Genomic DNA, 19,354 nt, shown 5'->3' with positions numbered 1-19,354 from the left:
GCCGACCGTGAAACGAGGATCCATGACTACTGAGACCGCCACGGCGACCGTGCTCTGCAAGTGGCATCCGAAGGTCCTGGCAGAGCTGCTGGCCCTCACGCCGGATGTGTACGTCGTTCTGGACGACTATGACGTCGAGTGCATGAACCCAGACCCCCTCTTGCTCGATCGGGCCCGCCAGGTCTACCAGGTAAGCAGTTTCGACTCGGTTGAGGAACTCGCGGCCGTCGCTGTCGATCTCGCGCACCGTCAGGTGCAGGTCGGCCGGATCGTCAGCCACACCGAGTTCAGCGTCTTCGGTGCTGGATATCTGGAACTGCTACTCCAGGGCAGCACTGATCCGCTGAAGCATGCGGCCTATCGGGACAAGCGGCTGATGAAGGAGCGGGTCCGCGCGGCCGGAGTGCCCACCACCCGCTACCGTTCGCTCGTAGGCCCCGACGACCGTGTCGGCGCCGAGCGTGCCATGGCCGAACTGCAATTCCCGGTCGTGATCAAGCCAGTGTCCGGATTCGGCACCATGAGCACGGTCCGGGTGGACCGTGCTGAGGACCTGGCGAAGACACTGGCAGAATTCAGCTTCGAACCGCTGCTGCGCGCGAAGCAGCTGATGGTCGAGGAGTTCGTGCCCGGCAAGGAGATCTGCGTCGACGCCTTCTGGGCCGACGGCCGGGACGTCAGCTTTGTCGTGCACGCCTACCGCTCACCACGCCTCTCCGTCACCGCCGCAGCCCGGCGCGAGGACAACGGCGTCGACGGTATCCGCATCATCCGAGAGGCGGACGAGCCGGAGCTGTACCACAGGATGCGTGAGCTGCACGACGGCATCAACCGGGGCCTGGGCATCGAGCACGGGGCCACCCACCTCGAGGTATTCCTGCGCCCCGACGGCGAGATCGTCTTCTCCGAGATAGCCACGCGCGTCGGTGGCGGCACGATCCCGCCCATGCTCAGCGCATACTTCGGACGCGACGTCTGGTCCGACTTCGCCCGGGTCGTCGTCACTGGTACCTGCCCGCCAGCGGCGCCCAAACGCCCGTTCATCGGTGTCCTCAACCTGAGCGCTTCCCTGCCGGGTGTCATCGTCGCCATGCCCGACGAGGCCGAACTGGCCGCGCACCCGGGCGTGCTGGACTACGAGATGGTCCTCCGGCCCGGCGACCGGGTTACTCTCACCAACCCCTCGGAATGGTGTCTGATGCTCGTGTTCGGAGCGGACAGTGCCGAGCAGTACGACGAGGTACGGCGCGACCTGGTCGAGCGCTTTCGCGTCGAAGTCGCGGCTGAAGACACCGCCGATACGGGCGACGGGCACGGCTGAGCAGGACATCGGGATGGAGCGAGAGGCCCTGATCCTCTCCCGCCGGGACGCATGTGTGACGCGGCTGGCGTGCAGCGCGCGGCGGAATTCCCTGGAACGGCTGTGCCGGTATCCCTGACCCGCATCCGCCATTCGCACTCCGAGGGGCTTGCGCACCCGGACAGCACCGCTGAGCTGGTTGAGCCCGGCTCCCGGCCCGGCAGCGGCGCCCGGACCCATCTGCCGCGCCCCGCGTCCTGATCAGCAGGGTCCCGATGGAGGCCCACGCCGTGGGTTGCGTGGAGCGTCCACATCGGCGCTAGAAGCCGATCGCCGTGCTCGGCGCCCGCGTCATCGACGGCTACCACGCGGAGTCTGTCGATGCTGCGGTGTGGCAGATCACCGCTAGCTGTCCGCCCCGCATCGCCAGCCTTCCCCACCTTAGACATCGATCTGGAGTTCCCTATATGGCCACCATCCCTTCCCAAGTGTGGAAAAACACCGACGGCTACTACCTCGAGGTGCTGCGCAACCCCTGGTACCGCACAGTGGCCCGGCTGCAGAACAGCGTCAGCGAGCTGACCCTCGACTTCTGGCGCGCGCGTGGCGGCCAGACGCTGCACCTGCCCGTCACCACCGGGTCGATATCCAGCCCGATGGGCCTCGGTAGCGACTCGCTCCCGGTGCACATCGATCTCATGGGTGCCCCCACTTACCTGGCGGACTCGATGCAGTTCATGCTCGAGTTCGGCTGCCGCCTCACCGGCACGGATACCTACTACGTCATGCCGTCCTTCCGCGGCGAGGACACCGACGCCAGCCATCTCTGCCAGTTCTTCCACAGCGAGGCCGAGATCGTCGGTAGCCTCGACGAAGTGATGACGACGGTCGAGGCTTACCTGGCCCACCTGACCGCCGGGCTCCTCCAGAGAGATGCCGACGTCATCCACGAGTGCGGCGGCGACGTGGTGAAGCTCGAACAGGTCGCCTCGGGCCGCCCGTTCAAGCGCGTCACCTTCGATCAGGCCACCGAGGTGCTCGGGGGGACCGGCATCGAGCACGAGGGCGGCTGGCGCACGCTCACCCGAGAGGGCGAGCGGCTGCTCATGGACAAGCTCGGCGAGTTTGTCTGGGTGACCCACTGGGACCACCTCGCCGTTCCCTTCTACCAGGCGTTCGGCGACACCGAGGGGCGTACGGCGCTCAACGCCGACCTGCTCTTCGGCATGGGGGAGGTTGTCGGGGCGGGCGAGCGCCACGTCACCACCGAGGACGTGCGCCGTGCGCTCGACCTGCACGAGGTCGGTCACGAGGCGTATGCCTGGTACCTGGGGATGCGTGACTTCCAGCCGGTGCGCACGTCGGGCTTCGGACTTGGCATCGAGCGGTTCCTGATGTGGGTGCTCGACCACGACGACATCCGCGACCTGCAAGTGCTGCCACGCCGCAACGGCCACAACATCGTTCCCTGATCCTGCGGCCCCGGCCTGACGTATCCCGACCCCTTCACTTCACAGGAGCTTTCATGACCACGGCCGCGGACCTCCGCACCCTCTCCCCGGAGGGCGTCCAGAAGCTGAACTTCTCCCAGACTGTGGGCTTGGTGAACGAGCCCAACATGTGCTCTGGCGGGGCTGCCACCATCCGGGCCGTACTACGAGAGATCCCCGGGCTGGGCGCCGGCGACCGGATTCTCGAGGTTGGCAGCAACACAGGCTTCTCCGTGCTGGAGATGGCAGCCTCCATCAACTGCGAGGTGCACGGCATCGACATCGAGGAGGCGTCCGTCCAGTTCTCCCGGACCAAGGCGGCCGCACTCGGACTGGACAACGCCTACTTCGCCGTCGGTGACGGCACTCGCATCGCGTTCCCCGACGAGCACTTCGACATGCTGTTCGCCAGCAACGTGACGTCCTTCATCCCGGACCGGCAGCGCGCCATCGACGAGTACTACCGGGTGCTCAAGCGTTTCGGAGTTCTCGCCGCGGTTCCGATTTTCTACCACCGCCGTCCGCCGGCTCGGCTCCTGGAAGAGGTCGAGCGCGCGATCGGTGCTCCGCTGCCGCGCTTCAGCCGCGTCGACTGGGAGCAGATGTTCGGACGGAAGGACTCCGAGCTGTTCTTCTCCGAGGAGTACGAGTACCTGGACCTGAGCCCGGAGCAGATCGACGCCTACGTTGCCGCTGTGCTTGCCCAGCCGTGCAACGAGGGCATGCCGGAGGACCTGAAGGAGGCGGCCGGCAAGCGACTGCACTACTTCTATTCGCTGTTCAACGAGAACCTCGGTTACTGCCGCTACGCGATTCTGCTGTACCGCAAGAGCCGGCCGACCGAGTTCCCGATCCTGCACGCGTCCGCACCGGTTGCGGGCACGGCGCTGCACCGATGACGAGAGAACCGCGAGCGGCGACGGCCAGCTTATGGACACGAAGGGGCTCTGTGTCATCGCCTGCCGCCGGGGACCGGCTGGTCGGCCCGCGAGTGCAGGGTGTCACGACGCGGCCTGGGGGAGCGGGGAGTCGTACGCGCCACCGGGAGGGACGGCATGACCCCAATAGCGCGACCTGAAACGACACTCGGCCTGTGGACCCCGTCCTCGCCCGCCCCGGCGATGTTCCCCCGCCGCACCGCACGCGCCGTGGCCGCCGTCCAGCAGGCGGGTTTCGGTGTGCGGGTCTCGGCCACCTTCGCGGGGCTCAGCAGGGCCAGTGCCGCCGAGCCCCGCCAACTCGCCATGGACCTACATGTGTTGATCGAGCAGGGTGTCGACGCCGTGCTCGCCTCTTCGGGGGGCTGGACTGCGGCTCTGGTCCTGCCTTACCTGGACTTCGAGCTGCTGCGAGAGGCGCAGGTGCCGCTCATCGGGTACAGCGACGTGTCGGTGCTGCTGTGGGCATTCGCCGCGCACGGCGTTCCCGCTGTTCACGGTCCCATGCTGGTCTCGGAGTTCGGGCACTTCGAAGGGCCGTTCCCCTACACGTCCGACGGGTTGCACAACGCGCTCGCCGGCACTGAGGGAATCCTGAGGCCGCCGACGCGCTGGACCGAGGACAACCCCTGGTGGGACCGGGACGACGAGCGTGAGCTGGAGACCGAGCCCGCGCAATCGTGGCGTGTGCTGCGCCACGGCAGGGCCCACGGGCCGCTGCTGGCTGGGTGTCTGCCCACGGTGACCGGGCTGTTCGGCACGCCGTACCTGCCGGACACCGACGACCGGGTTCTCTTCCTGGAGGACTCCGGCATGGCCCCGGACCAGTTCCTGTCACTGTTCGCGCAGTGGCGCAATTCCGGTCGGCTGCACAGGCTGGCCGGCCTCGTACTCGGGCGTCGCAGCCGCCCGGCCATCGCGCCCGGCGGCTACGACGACTTCGACGACGCCTTGCTGCACATGCTCGACGGCGTGGACATCCCTGTCGTTGCCGACGTCGACTTCGGCCACACCGAACCGCGCCTGTCCCTGCCCCTGGGCGTGACGGTACAGATCGACACCGACCCGCTACGCCTGTGCGTCGAGCCTCACCGGGGCCACGGGCGTCGGCAGGGCAGCCACCGGCGGGTCGTTCCGCAGAGGAGAGAAAGCAAGGAGATGATTCCGTGACTCCGGGCACCTCGCCCCAGCTCGTCACGCCGAGAGAACTGGCATGGCGTAGGGCCCTGTTCGATCGTCTTGCCGCGTGCGGTTGGGAGCGGATGGCGGAGGCATTCGCATTCCCAGTGAGTGGGGCCAGTGCCGACTACCGGGGCGTCCCCGTGACACCGGGTGTGGCCTTCAGCACCGAACGGCGGGCGACGTCGGCCATGGGATCGCGGACGTTCACGCTGCGCACCCTGGACCTGGACTTCGAGCTCGTGGGCCGCACCCGGTTGCGCCGGGCCGGAGTGAACCAACGTCTGTACTCCCTGACCCATGCCCTGAGCGGCGACGACCTGGTGCCCAACGTATTCCTGGGCGAGGCATGGGAGCGCGCCCGCGACTTCGCCCCGGACCCCGTCACGGACGTACTCAAGGAGTGCTTCCGCTACGTCGACTACCGCGTCGAGCAGGTCGACCCCGCGCTCGTCCGGTTTCGGCTCGCCGCCTGGGAGCCCCACCATGCTGATTGACGTAGGGAAGAAATTCCAGCCATACCAGCGCCGCCTGGTTACGGCCGGGCTCATGAGCCGGTTCCGGCTGGCGCGCGGGGTCGCCAACCTCACCGGCGCGGGCCTCGACCTGGCCGACCGGGTCAGCTACACCATGCTGTCTGGCGCGGAACGCCGCTGGAATCTGGAGCTGGTGGCCCATCCTCCGGTGTCCCGGTCCGGCGCGACCTGGCGGTTTGCCAAGGAGATGTCGCCTCACTTCGACTGCTACGAGCTGGCGGCGGATGAATACCTCTGTTTCGACTACAACCTGGCCCACCTCGATTGGCTGCGGGAGCGCATCACCGACCCAACTCTCCCGCGTGCCGTCGCCACGAACGACGGCCTTTACCGGCCGGTGGCCGACGTATGTGCCCTGGTCCGAGACGAGTTCATTGCCCCGTCCCCCGGCATCCACATCGCCGCGCCGGCCACTGGACGCCATGAGATCTGGCGCGGTGTGCTGGATCTCGTGTGCGAGGTAGCGCACGCGGTAGGCGTGCCCGGCCTCCTGGTCGAGCGTGAGGCGCCCGCCCACTACGCGCGCCGCTCCGTGGCTGCCGTACTGCCGTCCCCGCAAGGCGGCATGGAGCCATGGATGCTGGCGTACGAACTAGGCCCCGCCTTCGAGAGCTACCTGGGCTGCCCAGGCATGGGCGTCTTCGAGATCGGCATCAGCAGTCGGGTGCTGGCGTTCGCCGCGCATCTGCAGGGCACACGAGCGGCCGTCTTCGGCAGTGCCGTCACGCCCACCCAAGTGACTGTCGACCTCCGTACACCCGGAGCGGACGAGGCGCTACTGCGAGAGCGCACAGCCGGGCTGCGCACTCACCGGCTCATCTCAGGTGCCGACGCCACCCGGCCCTCGACCATCGCCGGGCTGGCGCCCGTCCTGTACAACCCAACCCGCGACCGGTACCGGCTGCTGCTGGAGGACTATCGGATCGAGCACCCCCGGGACCGGCCGCTGACGGATGTGGTAGCCCTCGCCGACCGCCGCCTGCGCGCCGCCCAGAACGATCTGATGACCGTCCATCTTGCCTGCGCCCGTACCGACGGGGCCCCAGCCGGCCCCGCGCCGGAACTGGTCGCAAAGGCGGAACCCGGCACCGTCCTCGCTGGTCTTCCCGGCGCCTGGGCCGGCACCCACCTCGACCCGCGCGCCCTCGGCTGATCCCGCGCGCCCCTCCCGACGAGAAAGACCACCCGTGGCCACAGCTCCGACCCCGACCAACGACAAGCTGCACGGACTGCGGCGCGACGAACATGACGATATTGCCGCGATCCTGCCGTACCTCGACCGCGAGGACGGGCTCCTGACCCTGTACAGGACTCCATATGACGGCCTCTGGGGCTCAGCGGAACCGTCGCTGATCTACCTGCCCGACCGGGCCCGCGACAACGCGCGCTCACTGAAGGCTGCCTTCGCCCAGTACTTCGATGTCTCCCTGCACTTTCCGCTCAAGAGCTGCTACCTCCCGGCCATTGCCACGGCCTTGCGCGCGGACGGACATGGCGTCGAGGTAATGAGCGACCTTGAGTGGCAGCTCGCCCGTCGGTTCGGGTTCACGCCCGAGCAGGTAGTGGCCAACAGCCCGGCCCGCACCTCAAAGCACCGCCGGGAGTTGATCGCCGCAGAGACCGGGCTAATCGGCGTAGACAGCGTGGCCGAGCTGGAGCGCATTGAGGACGAGGCCCGATCCCAGAGCCGGATTGCCCGCATCGCCGTACGAGTCAACCCGCTGAACGAAACGGGTGCGTTCTTCACCGCTGGTTCGAAGCTCGGCGCCGACCTCGATGGTGCCGCCGACCTGGTCGAGCGGGCGCTGGCGTCCCGCTGGTGCGATGTAGCCGCCCTGCATGCGCATCAGCTGCGCCACTGCACCGACGCCCATCTCTTCCACCGCATGGTTCGTGGCCTGGCGGAACTGGCCGTCCAGACCGCCCCGGCGGACCGCCCTTTCCCCACCGTCAACCTTGGTGGCGGCCTGGAGTCCCGTTTTCTGCTGGAACGCTCCGGGGCTAAGGCGGATGACTTTGCCGAGGCTGCGCGCGACGCGCTCGGTATGCTGCCGGTCACGCCGTCGGTGATCCTGGAGCCGGGCCGCTACGTCGTCGGGGACGCCGCCGTCGGCCTCACCAACGTCGTTGGCCGGAAGGTCAACTCGAGCGAGACATGGCTGATCTCCGACCTGTCCTCCAACGTCCTCATACCGTTGCCCGACCTCGCCTACCACCCTGTACCGCTGCGGCTGGCCCCTGACACGGATTGGGAGCGGGTGCACGTCGGCGACGCCACCTGCGCGCCCTCCCACCTCTGCCGGTCGGCTGAACTGCCGTCCACCGCAGCTCTGGACGGGCTGGCCGTCCTAAACTGCGGTGCCTATACGAGCGTTTACGCCGAGCTGTGGGCCTTCCCGTTGCCCCGCATCGGTGTGTTCGAGGACGGCCAGTTGCGCGAGGTGTTCGGCCCGCCCCAGGAGGCCGACATGTTCAGGGCGCTGTACGGGTCCGCCGCTACCGGTGGCTGGGCGCCGAGCGGTTCCTGATCGCCCCCTTGTGCTCGATGATTCGGGGCGCCGGTCCTGGTGGTCCCCACTGGTCCCGCTCGCTGTGTGATCCGCCATGCCACTGCGGTGGAAGGAAAGCGAGTACCAAACGACGGATGAGCGAGGCGCGGCTGAAGCCTAGGGACTACGGCGTCCGCCGCCAGCGCCGTACCACTGCTCACCATTACGGGGTCCACACTGCCGCGGATGGCCCGGTTCCGGACGACCCATCGAGCGTTGTCCGGCAGACACGGACGTATCTGGCGCAGACAGAGGTAGGGGCTTCGACGACGTTGAAAGAGCTGTTCAACCGGCCTTCCTGCGTGAGCGATGCGTGAGCGGACAGTGCGGCACCGTCTGCGACAGACGAGACCACGTATCACGCCGCACGTGCCTTGACCAGGTGGTTCCGGACACCCAACAATCGTCCGGAACCACCCAGCAAGATCCCACCAGCCGTATCTCAACCGAACGTGATCGCTTGATTCCTGCTGGTCAGGCATGGTCTCGGTCGGGGTGAGGGAGGCATCCGGCGTTCTGCTTCCGCTTGTTCGTCGAGGGGTGCGCGATGGCGTCGATGCTGGAGTTGCTGGAGGCACGGGAAGCGTCTGTCCGCGATGAGGGTGGAACTTCACTCTGGGTCCCACCCGATACGCCAACAATCGGTGTCCAGGGTGATCGCGTTCCAGCCGGTCCAGTAGGAGCACCGAGCGGACCTGCGCCGTTGCGCGACGCGAAGCGAGCTGTTGAGCCGGACCGATGAGTGAGCGGCGTAGGTGTCGAACGGAATGCCACGTAACTTCCCAGGAACGCTGCCTCAGCGCAATGCGCTGAATACAACAGCGCCCGCTAGCCCTCCGAGCAGGGCGCCGGCGACCGTCTGAGCCGGGGTGTGGTCGCGGAGCGAGACGCGGGACCAACCGATGGCCGCGATACCGAGCACCAGCGGTGCCATGTGCACGCCGTAGGCGAGGAGCAGGATCACGACCACTCCGCCGGCGACGGCGGTGTGGACCGAGACTTTCCACCAGATGGTCACGATCATGGTGGTGATGAGCCCGACAAGCATGGCGACAACCAGGGCGAACACCTCGCGGGGCGCCTGAAAAACGACGAGCAGTGAGATGCCGATCAGTACCGACGCCATCGTGGCGAGGAGAGGGACGGCGCGCTGCTCACGGACGCGTACGTGCTTGTCGGTCCAGTGGCCGCGCTTCACGCCGAGCATGATGACGGCGAACGGGATGCCGCCGCAGAACAGGGCGGCCAACACACCCCATCCGAGCCCCGTGATGCTGCTCGTGCTGTGCCAGCCGATGATCAGAAGTATCGCGATGACGAGGTTGGCCGGCGCGAGGGTGTCGGTGATGAGGCGGGCCGTGCGGGACTCGGTCACTGTGTCGTCTCCTGCGTTCGGGCGTGGTCGAGCTTGGCGGCGAAGGTGCGGGTGAGGTCGGAGTTGTAGGCCCTGGCGAGTTGTTTCAGCGCATCGATCTCGCTGGGCAGATCCCGGCCGCCGCTGGCGGGCGGGAGGGGCTCGCCGGACGAGGGTTCGCTGGCCTGCCGGGCTTGTTTGGCGCCGATGATCCAGCAGGCTTCCGCCGCGATGTCCGCCTGGGCACCGATGAGGCCAAAAGCCGCGACGTGGGCGCGAGCCTGGTCGCGCAGGCTGCTGGGGGCGTGGTCGCTGAGGACCAGGACGGCGTCTCGGATCTCGATGGTGCGGCGATACAGCCGGTCGTGTGCGCGGCGGAGCTGGACGATTTCGAACATTTTGCGCCGGGGCGGGTCGAGACGGACGTCGGGCACGACCTCGGTGAGGCTGAGCCAGAGCGGGTACAGCTGCAGCAACTCGCGGTACTCGCGACTCCAGCGGTGCAGTCGCCCGGCGGCGGGCAGCGTGCTGCCGGTCATGATGAAGATCAACGCACTGAAGAGCAGAAGACCGCTGATCGCCTCCCTCGTGCTGGCCGGAACGGGGCTGTGTCCCAGAAATCCCAGGATCACGAAGGCCGCGCGGTGTACGGCGTAGACGATGCCGATGGTGGTTCCCATGCCGGTGAGACGCAGGCCACGGCCGAGGAGGCCGATATCAGGCTGCCGGCCCCAGCGCCAGCACAGCCGGGAGGCGCTGAACAACGCAGCCGCGAGGTACCCCGTCCACACCACTCCGTAGGCGGCGATGCGCCAGTCGGCGGCGTACTCGGTGAGCAGGTCCACCGCCTCGTACGGCTGAGGAGCGGCGAAGAACAGCACCGTGATGATGGCTGCCGCAGCGACCGGGACCAGGAGGTGGAGGCGGGAGGACTTGAGCCCGGATGCCTTCTCCTCGGCCATGTTGTGCACGAAGGTCAGCACCGAGTGCGCCGCGACGATACCGCTGAGGTGCTTGCCCAAGGAGCTCAGGTTGTGGACACGCAGACTGGCGTCCAGGGGCGCGGCGACGAAGGACGGCCTGAGGGTCATGGCAACCGCCAGCGCGAGGAAGGCGCTCCATAGGGCTCGCTTGCTCGGATCGCGCCATGCGGCCGGGGTGCGCCACGCGGTGACCAGCCACAGCAGGGCCGCAGGAATTGTGTCGATCATTCCGGGGCGCTCTTACGAGTCGCTGAGCGCGTCGCCCAAACGGCGGAGGACGCTACTGCGTGCGGTCCTGCCGGTGCGGGAGGCGGCGGCCTTGCCGGCGATAAGTCCTGCGAATCGCTCGGCGTCCCGTTCGTCCTCGGTTCCGTAGCTGGCCCTGGTGAGGAGACTGACCACCGTGGCGGGGTCGATGTCCGCGAACAGGCCGCCGCCTGCCGACTGGACGCCGTCGAGGATCGACGTGTGCCCCAGGAGCATGTGTCCGATCTCATGCAGGATGATGTGGTTTTGGTGAAGCGGGCTGGTCGCTGCCTCGTGGAAGATGTGGTCGGCCTTCTCTGTAGCGATCCAGACACCGCACGGGGCGTCGGTGCCGGAGATGCCCGGGACGCTGTGCAGGTGGAGCGCGCGACCGCGCTGCGCCGCGATCCGGTCACAGAGGACCTGGACGTCGAAAGGGTCCGGAATGTCGATTGAGGCGAGCACGTCCTCGAAGTCCGGGCGGTCTTGACGTCCGTCGCCCGGCTGCTCTCGTCGACTACGCAAGGACAACTCGGCTCCGCAGGTGGCGCTGTACGTTGACCGCGGTAGAGGCGGCACCGGAATCCAACATTCCAGCACGGAAAACGATACGTCAGCGTTCAAGGAAATATGCCAGCGTCATGCGTCAATGCGTATTGATCAAGGAATTGCCTGATTCGGCATCACTTGATCAAGGCTGAATAGAGCGGCAACACGTGTCGGCAGTGTCATGACCACGCAGGCAGGGCTCGCGGGGTGGTGTGCGCCACACTTGCGCCAAGCGGTGGCTCGACACCTGACGGTCGCTATCCGTTTACCGGCTGGATGCCTCGTCGTCGGCAAGCCCTTCCAGTGTGCGAGCCCGCTCGATGAAGCCCTTGATCGTCTCAAGGGTCTCTGTCGAAAGGCCGGAGGCTCTGAGGGCGACATCTCGCACTTGGTTGTCCCGCATGGATGTGAGTAGCGACAGCTCGGCGGTGATCCGCTCAGCTACCTCCTCGTCGAAGAAGTAGCCGGGAGGCACGCCGAAGAAGCCGGCCAGTGCCCGGATGGTCTGCATCTTCGGGTTCGTGTTGGTCCCGGTGCGGAGCTGCTGGATGGCGCTTGCCGAGATGGCTACGCCGGAGGTGTCCCGGATGCCCTGTGATACCTCCGCGTACGTGTAGGAGCCGCGCCCCTTCGGGTGCACCTCCCTGAACAGGTAGTCGAGCAACTCCGCGAAGGTGCGCTCGTGCTTCTCGGTCATCTCCAACCCTTCCTCATGGCCACGATCCTATCCACTCCAGTGGCGATCATGTGCCTGCGCGTCTCAGGTGGCGACATCGCAGTTGACGGATTGGCGCAACTGCGATGTACGTTGTCACCGAGTCTCATCCAGTTCAGTGTTCCGCTCCTGGTGGGAGTGGGTGCGAAGAGGATGGACTTGTGTCAGGGGTCGCCATATGGTTCTGGTCCCGCACAAGCGGATCACCGGCCGCCAGGCGGTCAGGAAGGGAGGGGTGATGCGCGCACTGGGGCCATAGAGCCCACCGGGGGCGAAGGAAGCCGGCGCCCGGGAGCTACCAACTCCCAGACGCCGGGCCGGCACCCCGAAGGGCACCGATTCACATCTCGCGGGCGGCGGGGCTTTTGCACGAGAACCGCCGCACCGCACTCCTACGAACAACGGAGTATCGCATGCTCGCCACGCCGAGCGGAACCCCGGCATGCCCGGACACGGCCCGCCAGCACCGCCTCGCGGCCCAGCTCGCCGACATGATCCCCGGGGCGATCGCCATCCGCGTCAGCCTCACCGACCCGAAGCAGGCGTGGCCCCACCCCCACGCCATCGCCAAGGACGCGGCCGGGGAGCCGATCGAGCTGAGCCGGACGACCGCCAGGGTCGCAGCCCGGTGGGTCCTGCGGGTCTGGCCGGACGCGGACTGGACCCGGCCTCACACCTTCGACCTCCTCGCCGCGGCCCTCACCCGCAGCGACCTCGCCGCTGCCCGTCGGGGCCGCTGACATGGCGCGGATCCGAACCATCAAACCGGAGGCATTCTTCTCCGAGTCGCTCGCCGAGGTGAGCGTCGAGGCCGAGCGGACCTTCTTCGGCCTCCTCACCCAGGCCGACGACCACGGCCGCCACCGCGACAACGCCGCGATCATCGCGGGGCTGCTCTGGCCCCTGCGGGCCGAGCACACCTCCGTCCACGTCGAGGACGACCTCCAGCAGCTCACCAACGCGGGCCTGATCTGCCGGTACACCGGCTGCGACGGCCGCCGTTACCTCCACGTCGTGACCTGGTCCGAGCATCAGAAGATCGACAAGCCCAGCCAGTCCCGCCTGCCCTCCTGCCCGCAGCACCACGCGGCGGACCGGTGCGGCACCTGCAAGGGGACCTGCACCAAGCGCCCCGAGGCGTCGCCCATCCCTCCCCGAGGTCTCGCCGAGACTTCGCCGAACACTCCCCGAGCCCTCGATCTGCCCACGCAGCCCGCTCCGACGCCTCCCGCCTCCCGAAGCGAGGCCCCGACCGTCCAGCAAGACGCTCTCGTCGGCCCCGTCGGCACCCCTGACCCCACCCGTAAGAAAGCAGCAGGTCAGACGGCATTCTCCGAGGGGTCCCCGAAGTCTCCCCGAAGCCTCGGAGAGGGCTCGGCGCCTGGATCTAGGATCTTGGATCCTGGATCTTCATTCCCTACGGAGCGCACAGCGCCCGCCGCCACCGTCTCGGCCAACGACCTGATCGGCGAGTACGTCGCCGCGTGCGACGAGCGACCGCCCAGCGACGTGATCGGACACCTCGGTCGCATCGCCAAGAAGCTCCTCGGCGAGGGGATCGCCACGGAGCACGTCCGCGCCGGACTGCGGCGCTTCGCGGAGATCCAGGGCCACCCCAGCCGCCTGCCGAGCCTGGTCAACGACGCCATGAACGCACGATCGGCCGGTTTGGCGCGGCCGGGAATCCGGCCTACCGTGCCCGCTCACACCGCGTGGACCAATCCGGTCGACGCTGCCGCCGCCTACGCCGAGGAGCTGTGATGCGCACCCGTACCCGCGACCCGCAGACCCTCGGAGCCGCAGGCACCCTGGACCGGATGGCCCGGATCCTGGCCGCCCGCAACATCGACCCGGCTGCCGTCGCCGCCCTGGCCGACGAGCCCGAGCCCTTCTCCCCGCTGGACGCCCTGTTGGCCACGATGCCCCCGCGCTACCAGGGCGCGGTCGCCGACCACCCGCAGGTCCTGGCTTGGGTCCGGGACGTCGCCCAGCAGGCCGTCGCCCCGAGCATCGGAGCCCGGCGGCAGGTCACCACCGGCCCGAGCCTGCTGATGGCCGGGGTGGTCGGCGCGGGCAAGACCCACCAGGCGTACGGCGCGGTCCGACAGCTGGTGCAGACCGGAGTGGGCGTGCGCTGGCGCGCGACCACCGCCGCCGACCTGTACGCGGACCTGCGCCCCCGGCCGGGAGCCGACAGCGAGCGGGAGCTGGCGGACGTCAGCAGGTGCCCGCTGCTGATCATCGACGACCTCGGCGCGGCCAAGGCGTCCGAGTGGGTCGAGGAAGTGACGTACCGGCTGATCAACCGCCGCTACAACCACATGCTCCCGACGCTGATCACCACCAACCTGGCGATCAAGGACCTCCGGGCCTACCTCGGCGACCGAGTCACCTCCCGGCTCGCGCAGATGACCACCCGGGTCGAGTTCGAGCCGGTCGACCGCAGACGCCACCGCCCCGCCGCCTGACTCACCGCCGGCCGCCCCGCCGGGCCGCGCCTCCAGCGCGCCGCCCCATGCACCTCCCGACCCAGCGCACCCCCTCCGCCGACACCCCTGCGCGCGGAGAGCGATCGGAGCAACCCGCATGACCAACACGACGATCAGCCCTGCCCGCCACCGCTCGCTCGGTGACCACACCTGGCAGGACCAGGCCGTCTGCCAGAGCACCGAGTACAACCCGGTGGACCCCGAAATCTTCTTCCCCGAGCCCGACGAGACAGCCAAGATCACCACCGCCAAGTCGCTGTGCGGCCAGTGCCCGGTCCGCCGCACCTGCCTGGACGCCGCACTGGAAGGCGGCGACACCCACGGCATCCGGGGCGGGATGACCGAGGAGGAGCGCGAGCCACTGCACGAGAAGCTCGCCAACCGCCTCGACTACAGCAGGGTCAACGCCACCGTAGCCGGGCGCGACGTCCACCTCACCAAGGCCGAGCGCCGCGCGGTCGTCTACGCCGCCTACCGCCACGGCCTCACCGAACAGCGCCTCGCCTGGCTCCTGAAGATCACCGAGGAGCACGCCCAGAAGCTGTACCGCGAGACCCGCCGAGCCCTGCGCAACCGAGACCTGGGGCAGACCACGAAGACCACCCCGCCCCCCGAGACCGACGGCAAGCGCCTGGGCCGCGACGACTTCGGGACGGCGGCGTGAGCATCGCGAGCGCGCCGAGCACGGCGCACGTCACCGGGTGGGACCGCGCGGTCGTCATCGCCCTCGGCGGTGCGGGATGCGCCCTCAGCTACGACGCGCTGCAGCAGATGGCCGTCGCCATCCACGTCCGGGGGCTGCTGACCTACCTCTTCCCCTTGGTGATCGACGGGTTCATCGCGTACGGCATCCGGGCCCTGCTGGTCCTGCGCGACGCACCGCTGCGCGCCCGGCTCTACGTCTGGACACTCTTCGGCACGGCCACCGCTGCCAGCATCTGGGCCAACGCGCTGCACGCGGTCAGGCTCAACGAAGAGAACACCTCGGCCACCGGGCTGCGGCTCGGAGACACGGTGGTCGCGGTGCTGTCCACCATCGCCCCGCTGGCCCTGGCCGGAGCGGTGCACCTGTACATCCTCATCGCCCGAGGGTCGGTCAAGGACAGTGACCGAAGTGACCGTGATGACCTCGGTCAGGCCGGTCACCCCGGTCAGCCCGAGCGCATCGCGGTCACTCGGACTGACCGGGCCGGTCAGCAGCAACCGCAGCCCGGTCAGGTCAGCGCCGGACAGCCGGCCACAGCCCTGACCGACCGGCCCCGCCTGTCCCTGGGCAAGCAGACCCCGGATGCCCGGACGCTGACCGGGGGCAGCGCCCCAGCGGACAGCAGCAGCCCGGACACCAGTCACCATGGCCGGGAGCGCAAGGCCGCTGACCTGGGCGGACAGCCGGACACCGCCCCGGCGGTTAGTGACCGACAGGCCGTCACCGAGCCGGTCACTGGTCTCCCGGACAACCTCCCGCAGGTCACTGGCTGGCCGGTCACTCCGCCACCGGTCACTGACTCGGACACCCGGACAACCGGTGACCGGCGACCTGACCCGGACACCGAGGAACTGCTGGAGATCGCCCGGTCAGCGGTCAGGGCCGAGGACAAACTGACCCGCAAGGTGGTCGCCCAGGCGATCCGCGGTCAGCAGATCCCGCTCTCCAGCGACACGCTGACCGCCCTGATGGTCCAGCTCCGCCAGCAGCACGGACAGTCGGTCACCACCTCCCGGAACTGACCGCACACCCCATGAGGAGGGTGACCGAGCCGGACACCCCGGCCGGTCACCCCACCCCACGACCTCCTCCCGTGAACCGGAGAGCACCGCCATGCGCACGAACCCCGCCACACCCGCCGAGGTGGACACCTGGCTGACCGTCCTGCACCAGCGCGGTCACCTCCACCGCGCCGAATCCCGTCCTGACAACACCTGGACCGTGCAACGACGCCGACACAGCCGCCCCTGGACCCTGCACCATCCGGTCCTGGCCATGGACTGGATCGAGGACATCGTCCGCGACATCCACCAGCAGGACGCGGAGACGGGCCGGTGACCGCCAACGACCCGGCGGCCACCACGTCCGGACCGCAGCGTGACCCCAACTCGGCTCCTGGCGGAGCAAGTTGTCGCATACGACGGTCCTATGGCCCGTCGTATGCACTTGCCCCCGCCCAGGGGGGCGGGGGAAGTCCGGCTGGGCCCCGAGCGAGGGCGCACGGTGACCAACCGGACTCCCGGCACCAGGGGGCGCCCGTCGTGGGAGGAGAAGCAGACGACCGCGCCCCGCGAGAGCAGCAGAGCCCGAGCCAACCTGCGTTCCCCGACCGCAAGCCGCGCCGACGCACCCGCAACCCGAGTCAGCGCACGCACAAGACGACCACCCGCCTGTCCGACACCGAGAAGACCGAGATCACCGCCGCCGCCAAGCAGCGCGCCGTCACCGTCGCCCGTTTCCTCGCTGCTGCCGGCCTCGCCGTCGCCCGCGGTTCGACCACCGTGCACACCAACGAACAGCTCGACGCCGCCATCGACGAGATGGCCGCCCTGCGCACGGCCATCTCCCGTGTCGGCAACAACATCAACCAGATCGCCTTCGTCTACAACGCCGGAGGACAGCCCCGCCCTGGCGAACTCGACCACGCCCTCACGACCTTGACTCACGTCCTGGCCCGCGTAGACGACGCGGCCGACACCCTGGTGAAGAAGCGCCTCTGATGGTCCCCAAGATCCGATGCGGCTCGCGCACCCATGGCCTGCTCGTCTACCTGTACGGACCCGGCAAGCGCGACGAGCACACCGACCCCCACCTCGTCGGCAGTTGGGACGGCTTCGCCCCCGACCCTGGCCGTGACACCAGCCCCGACCCCGACCCCAAGGTCACCCTCGCCCGGCTCGCTGCCGCCCTGGACCTGCGGGTCAAGCAGGCAGGCCCGAAGGCCCCGGCCGAGCACGTCTGGCACTGCTCAGTCCGTACCGACCCCGGCGACCGGACCTTGACCGATGACGAGTGGAACACCGTCGCCCGCCGCCTGGTCCACGCCGTCAACCTCGCCCCCGAAGGCGATCCTGACGGCTGCCGCTGGGTCGCGGTGCGCCACGCCGACGACCACATCCACATTCTGGCCACCATGGTCCGAGGCGACCTGCGCCGCCCCAGGATGAACTACGACTTCAAGAAGGCCCAGGCCGAATGCCGCCGCATCGAACAGGAGATGGGCCTGCGCCGACTTAAGCCTGGCGACGGCACCGGAGCCAAGACGCCCACCAGCGCCGAGCGCTTCAAAGCCGAGCGGAGCGGCCGACCCGAGACACCGCGCGAGACGCTGCGCGAAGCCGTCCGCCAGGCCGTCGCCGGAGCCGCCAGCGAAGCCGAGTTCTTCACCCGCCTTCGCGAAGCGGGCCTGCGCGTCAAGCTCCGGCACGCCCCCTCCGGGGACATCCTCGGCTACACGGTCGCATTGCCCGGCGACCGCAACCGCGACCGCGAGCCGGTCTCGTTCGCGGGCTCGACCCTGGCCCCCGACCTTTCCTATCCGAAGATCCAGCGCCGCCTTGCCGACGGAACCGCCGACGCGGCCTCGCTGCCGGAAGCAGACAGCGAAGGGTCGGACTGGTCGCCGCCCGCACGGGGGCGACGCACCGCCACCGGGATCGCCGAGCGCGCCGCGATCCTCCTGGACAGCGACGACGACGATGCCGCAGCCCAACTCGTCGGAGTCGGCGAACTCCTGGACGCGGTCGCCCAGACCTCTCAGGCCGCCACCCGCGCCGAACTCGGCGCAGCCGCTCGCTCCTTCGAACGCGCCACCCGCAGCCACGTCAGGGCCGAACGCGCCGACACCCGCGCGATCCGCTCGGCGGCCCGGGGCATCATCCAGGCCGGCAGCGCGCTCGGCCGAGGAGAGGACGGCGGCACCACCGCCATGCTCGTCTCCACGCTGGTCCTGGTGGCGCTGGCCGCAGCACGCTGGCACTCCGCACGCGGTCACGCCCAGCAGGCCGAAGCCTCCCGTCAGACCGCCGAGCACCTTCGCGCCGCCTACCGCCAGGCCGCCGCCGCGCCCATGCAGGCCCTGCGCGACCAGGGCCGAGCCTTGCCCGAAGCACAGCGCCGCACCTACGAGACCACCATCCGCGCAGCCCTGCCCGAGAACCGCACCCGACCCGGCACGAACACGAAGAACGACGCCCTGGCCGCCACCCTGGCCCAGGCCGAGCAGGCAGGCCACGACCCGAAGGCCCTCATACAGGAGGCCATCGCCATGCGCGAACTCGACACGGCCGAGGACGTGAACGATGTCCTGGTCTGGCGACTGCGCCGCCTCGCCCAACTCCCCGCCCACCCGGGCGAAGCCACTCGACGCCCACAGGCCGGCACCGGCCGCGCCACGCCTCCCGCCAACCCGGCCAGCGTCCGGACCGCGCCCCCGGCCTCGCCGAGGCCCGCCGCACCGGACCCGCACAGCCGCCCGCCGCGCCGCTGACCAGCAGTCCGGCAAGCCCGCCACCGTCCTGCCGGACTGCGCGAAACACCTGGACAACCCGCTCCACCGGCTGTTACGGATGAAGAGAAGGACCTCGACCGGGAGATGACGCTCGTGCTCAGAACGACCGACAACCACGTAGAGCCGACCCCCGTCCTGCCCGCTGCCCCCGCCGGAAGTGATCCGCTGCTGCAACTCCAGTACGAGACACAGTCGCCCAGCGGACCCGGAGCGACGCGATGCCTCAGCCACCCGCCGGAGCTGTCCCTGCGCGGCATCCCCGTGCTGTGCTCGGCCTGCCGGGCCCGGCGTGACTGGCTGCTCATCAACCACGGCCGCAACGTCTGGGTCCGCTGCCGCTGCGGCAATCAGTGGCTCGAGCCCGAGATCAGCCGCCCCGACTTCGACGCCATGATCGCCATCCCGGACGGGACGACCTACCCCAGCGTCGAACAGGGCCTGATCGCACTCGGCTTCGACGGCGCCTTCGCCGGCACCTACCTGGGGTAATGAGCGGAATTGCCTCCCATACAACAGAGACCAGCCCCTCG

Annotated in this window: 20 protein-coding genes; 16 read left to right on the top strand and 4 right to left on the bottom strand. The window is 68.9% G+C overall.

Annotation, left to right across the window (positions count from 1 at the left end):
* Positions 1-22 precede the first annotated feature (22 nt).
* The 7 genes from ACFU95_RS14835 to ACFU95_RS14805 all read left to right on the top strand — a co-directional run bounded on the left by ACFU95_RS14835 (position 23) and on the right by ACFU95_RS14805 (position 7,971).
* Positions 23-1,321, top strand: coding sequence for an ATP-grasp domain-containing protein (locus ACFU95_RS14835; RefSeq protein WP_383826974.1), 1,299 nt, complete (start codon positions 23-25; stop codon positions 1,319-1,321).
* Positions 1,322-1,767: 446 nt separating this feature from the next.
* Positions 1,768-2,772: an amino acid--tRNA ligase-related protein gene (locus ACFU95_RS14830; RefSeq protein ID WP_383826971.1), complete on the top strand. Its 1,005-nt coding sequence runs from the start codon at positions 1,768-1,770 to the stop codon at positions 2,770-2,772.
* A gap of 53 nt (positions 2,773-2,825) precedes the next feature.
* The gene (locus ACFU95_RS14825; protein WP_383826968.1) at positions 2,826-3,689 is read left to right on the top strand and encodes a class I SAM-dependent methyltransferase; all 864 of its coding nucleotides are present in this window, start codon (positions 2,826-2,828) and stop codon (positions 3,687-3,689) included.
* Between the two features lie 156 nt (positions 3,690-3,845).
* Positions 3,846-4,898: an LD-carboxypeptidase gene (locus tag ACFU95_RS14820; protein WP_383826965.1), complete on the top strand. Its 1,053-nt coding sequence runs from the start codon at positions 3,846-3,848 to the stop codon at positions 4,896-4,898.
* Positions 4,899-5,014: 116 nt separating this feature from the next.
* On the top strand, positions 5,015-5,404 hold the full coding sequence (locus tag ACFU95_RS14815) for a hypothetical protein (protein ID WP_383826963.1): 390 nt from the start codon (positions 5,015-5,017) through the stop codon (positions 5,402-5,404).
* A complete protein-coding gene (locus ACFU95_RS14810) occupies positions 5,394-6,596 on the top strand; it encodes a hypothetical protein (RefSeq protein ID WP_383826960.1) in 1,203 nt (400 codons plus the stop codon). Before ACFU95_RS14815 ends, ACFU95_RS14810 begins: the two co-directional genes overlap by 11 nt.
* Before the next feature lie 34 nt (positions 6,597-6,630).
* Positions 6,631-7,971, top strand: coding sequence for a diaminopimelate decarboxylase family protein (locus tag ACFU95_RS14805; RefSeq protein WP_383826957.1), 1,341 nt, complete (start codon positions 6,631-6,633; stop codon positions 7,969-7,971).
* An 817-nt stretch (positions 7,972-8,788) separates the two neighbouring features.
* Here ACFU95_RS14805 and ACFU95_RS14800 read toward each other — a convergent pair.
* The 4 genes from ACFU95_RS14800 to ACFU95_RS14785 all read right to left on the bottom strand — a co-directional run bounded on the left by ACFU95_RS14800 (position 8,789) and on the right by ACFU95_RS14785 (position 11,821).
* Complete coding sequence (locus ACFU95_RS14800; RefSeq protein WP_383826954.1) at positions 8,789-9,367, bottom strand: phosphatase PAP2 family protein; 579 nt, start codon at positions 9,365-9,367, stop codon at positions 8,789-8,791.
* Positions 9,364-10,557 carry an MAB_1171c family putative transporter gene (locus ACFU95_RS14795; RefSeq protein WP_383826951.1) on the bottom strand — a complete coding sequence of 398 codons (1,194 nt, stop codon included), beginning with the start codon at positions 10,555-10,557 and terminating at the stop codon, positions 9,364-9,366. The genes ACFU95_RS14800 and ACFU95_RS14795 overlap by 4 nt, the downstream gene beginning before the upstream one ends.
* A gap of 12 nt (positions 10,558-10,569) precedes the next feature.
* Positions 10,570-11,100: a hypothetical protein gene (locus ACFU95_RS14790; RefSeq protein WP_383826948.1), complete on the bottom strand. Its 531-nt coding sequence runs from the start codon at positions 11,098-11,100 to the stop codon at positions 10,570-10,572.
* Between the two features lie 289 nt (positions 11,101-11,389).
* Entirely contained in the window at positions 11,390-11,821 is a 432-nt protein-coding gene (locus ACFU95_RS14785; RefSeq protein ID WP_383826946.1) for a Secondary metabolite protein, read from the bottom strand.
* 431 nt (positions 11,822-12,252) lie between these two features.
* On the opposite strand from ACFU95_RS14785, the gene ACFU95_RS14780 reads away from it, so the two are divergent.
* The 9 genes from ACFU95_RS14780 to ACFU95_RS14740 all read left to right on the top strand — a co-directional run bounded on the left by ACFU95_RS14780 (position 12,253) and on the right by ACFU95_RS14740 (position 19,313).
* A complete protein-coding gene (locus ACFU95_RS14780; protein ID WP_383826944.1) occupies positions 12,253-12,579 on the top strand; it encodes a transcriptional regulator in 327 nt (108 codons plus the stop codon).
* Between the two features lies 1 nt (position 12,580).
* Positions 12,581-13,600, top strand: coding sequence for a hypothetical protein (locus ACFU95_RS14775; RefSeq protein ID WP_383826941.1), 1,020 nt, complete (start codon positions 12,581-12,583; stop codon positions 13,598-13,600).
* A complete protein-coding gene (locus tag ACFU95_RS14770) occupies positions 13,600-14,307 on the top strand; it encodes an ATP-binding protein (protein ID WP_383826939.1) in 708 nt (235 codons plus the stop codon). The genes ACFU95_RS14775 and ACFU95_RS14770 overlap by 1 nt, the downstream gene beginning before the upstream one ends.
* A 118-nt stretch (positions 14,308-14,425) precedes the next feature.
* Entirely contained in the window at positions 14,426-14,992 is a 567-nt protein-coding gene (locus tag ACFU95_RS14765) for a WhiB family transcriptional regulator (protein WP_383826935.1), read from the top strand.
* Entirely contained in the window at positions 14,989-16,056 is a 1,068-nt protein-coding gene (locus tag ACFU95_RS14760; RefSeq protein ID WP_383826932.1) for a DUF2637 domain-containing protein, read from the top strand. Before ACFU95_RS14765 ends, ACFU95_RS14760 begins: the two co-directional genes overlap by 4 nt.
* A 91-nt stretch (positions 16,057-16,147) precedes the next feature.
* Positions 16,148-16,372 carry a hypothetical protein gene (locus ACFU95_RS14755; RefSeq protein ID WP_383826930.1) on the top strand — a complete coding sequence of 75 codons (225 nt, stop codon included), beginning with the start codon at positions 16,148-16,150 and terminating at the stop codon, positions 16,370-16,372.
* A 203-nt stretch (positions 16,373-16,575) separates the two neighbouring features.
* Positions 16,576-17,034: a plasmid mobilization protein gene (locus ACFU95_RS14750; protein ID WP_383826927.1), complete on the top strand. Its 459-nt coding sequence runs from the start codon at positions 16,576-16,578 to the stop codon at positions 17,032-17,034.
* Positions 17,034-18,803, top strand: coding sequence for a relaxase/mobilization nuclease domain-containing protein (locus tag ACFU95_RS14745; protein WP_383826924.1), 1,770 nt, complete (start codon positions 17,034-17,036; stop codon positions 18,801-18,803). The genes ACFU95_RS14750 and ACFU95_RS14745 overlap by 1 nt, the downstream gene beginning before the upstream one ends.
* A gap of 105 nt (positions 18,804-18,908) precedes the next feature.
* Positions 18,909-19,313 (top strand): hypothetical protein, encoded by a 405-nt coding sequence (locus tag ACFU95_RS14740; protein ID WP_383826921.1) that lies wholly within the window; start codon positions 18,909-18,911, stop codon positions 19,311-19,313.
* Positions 19,314-19,354: the final 41 nt, after the last annotated feature.

It is taken from the genome of Streptomyces sp. NPDC057623 (assembly GCF_042800355.1).
Lineage (GTDB): Bacteria > Actinomycetota > Actinomycetes > Streptomycetales > Streptomycetaceae > Streptomyces.
This window is presented reverse-complemented; position numbering and strand designations above follow the sequence as displayed.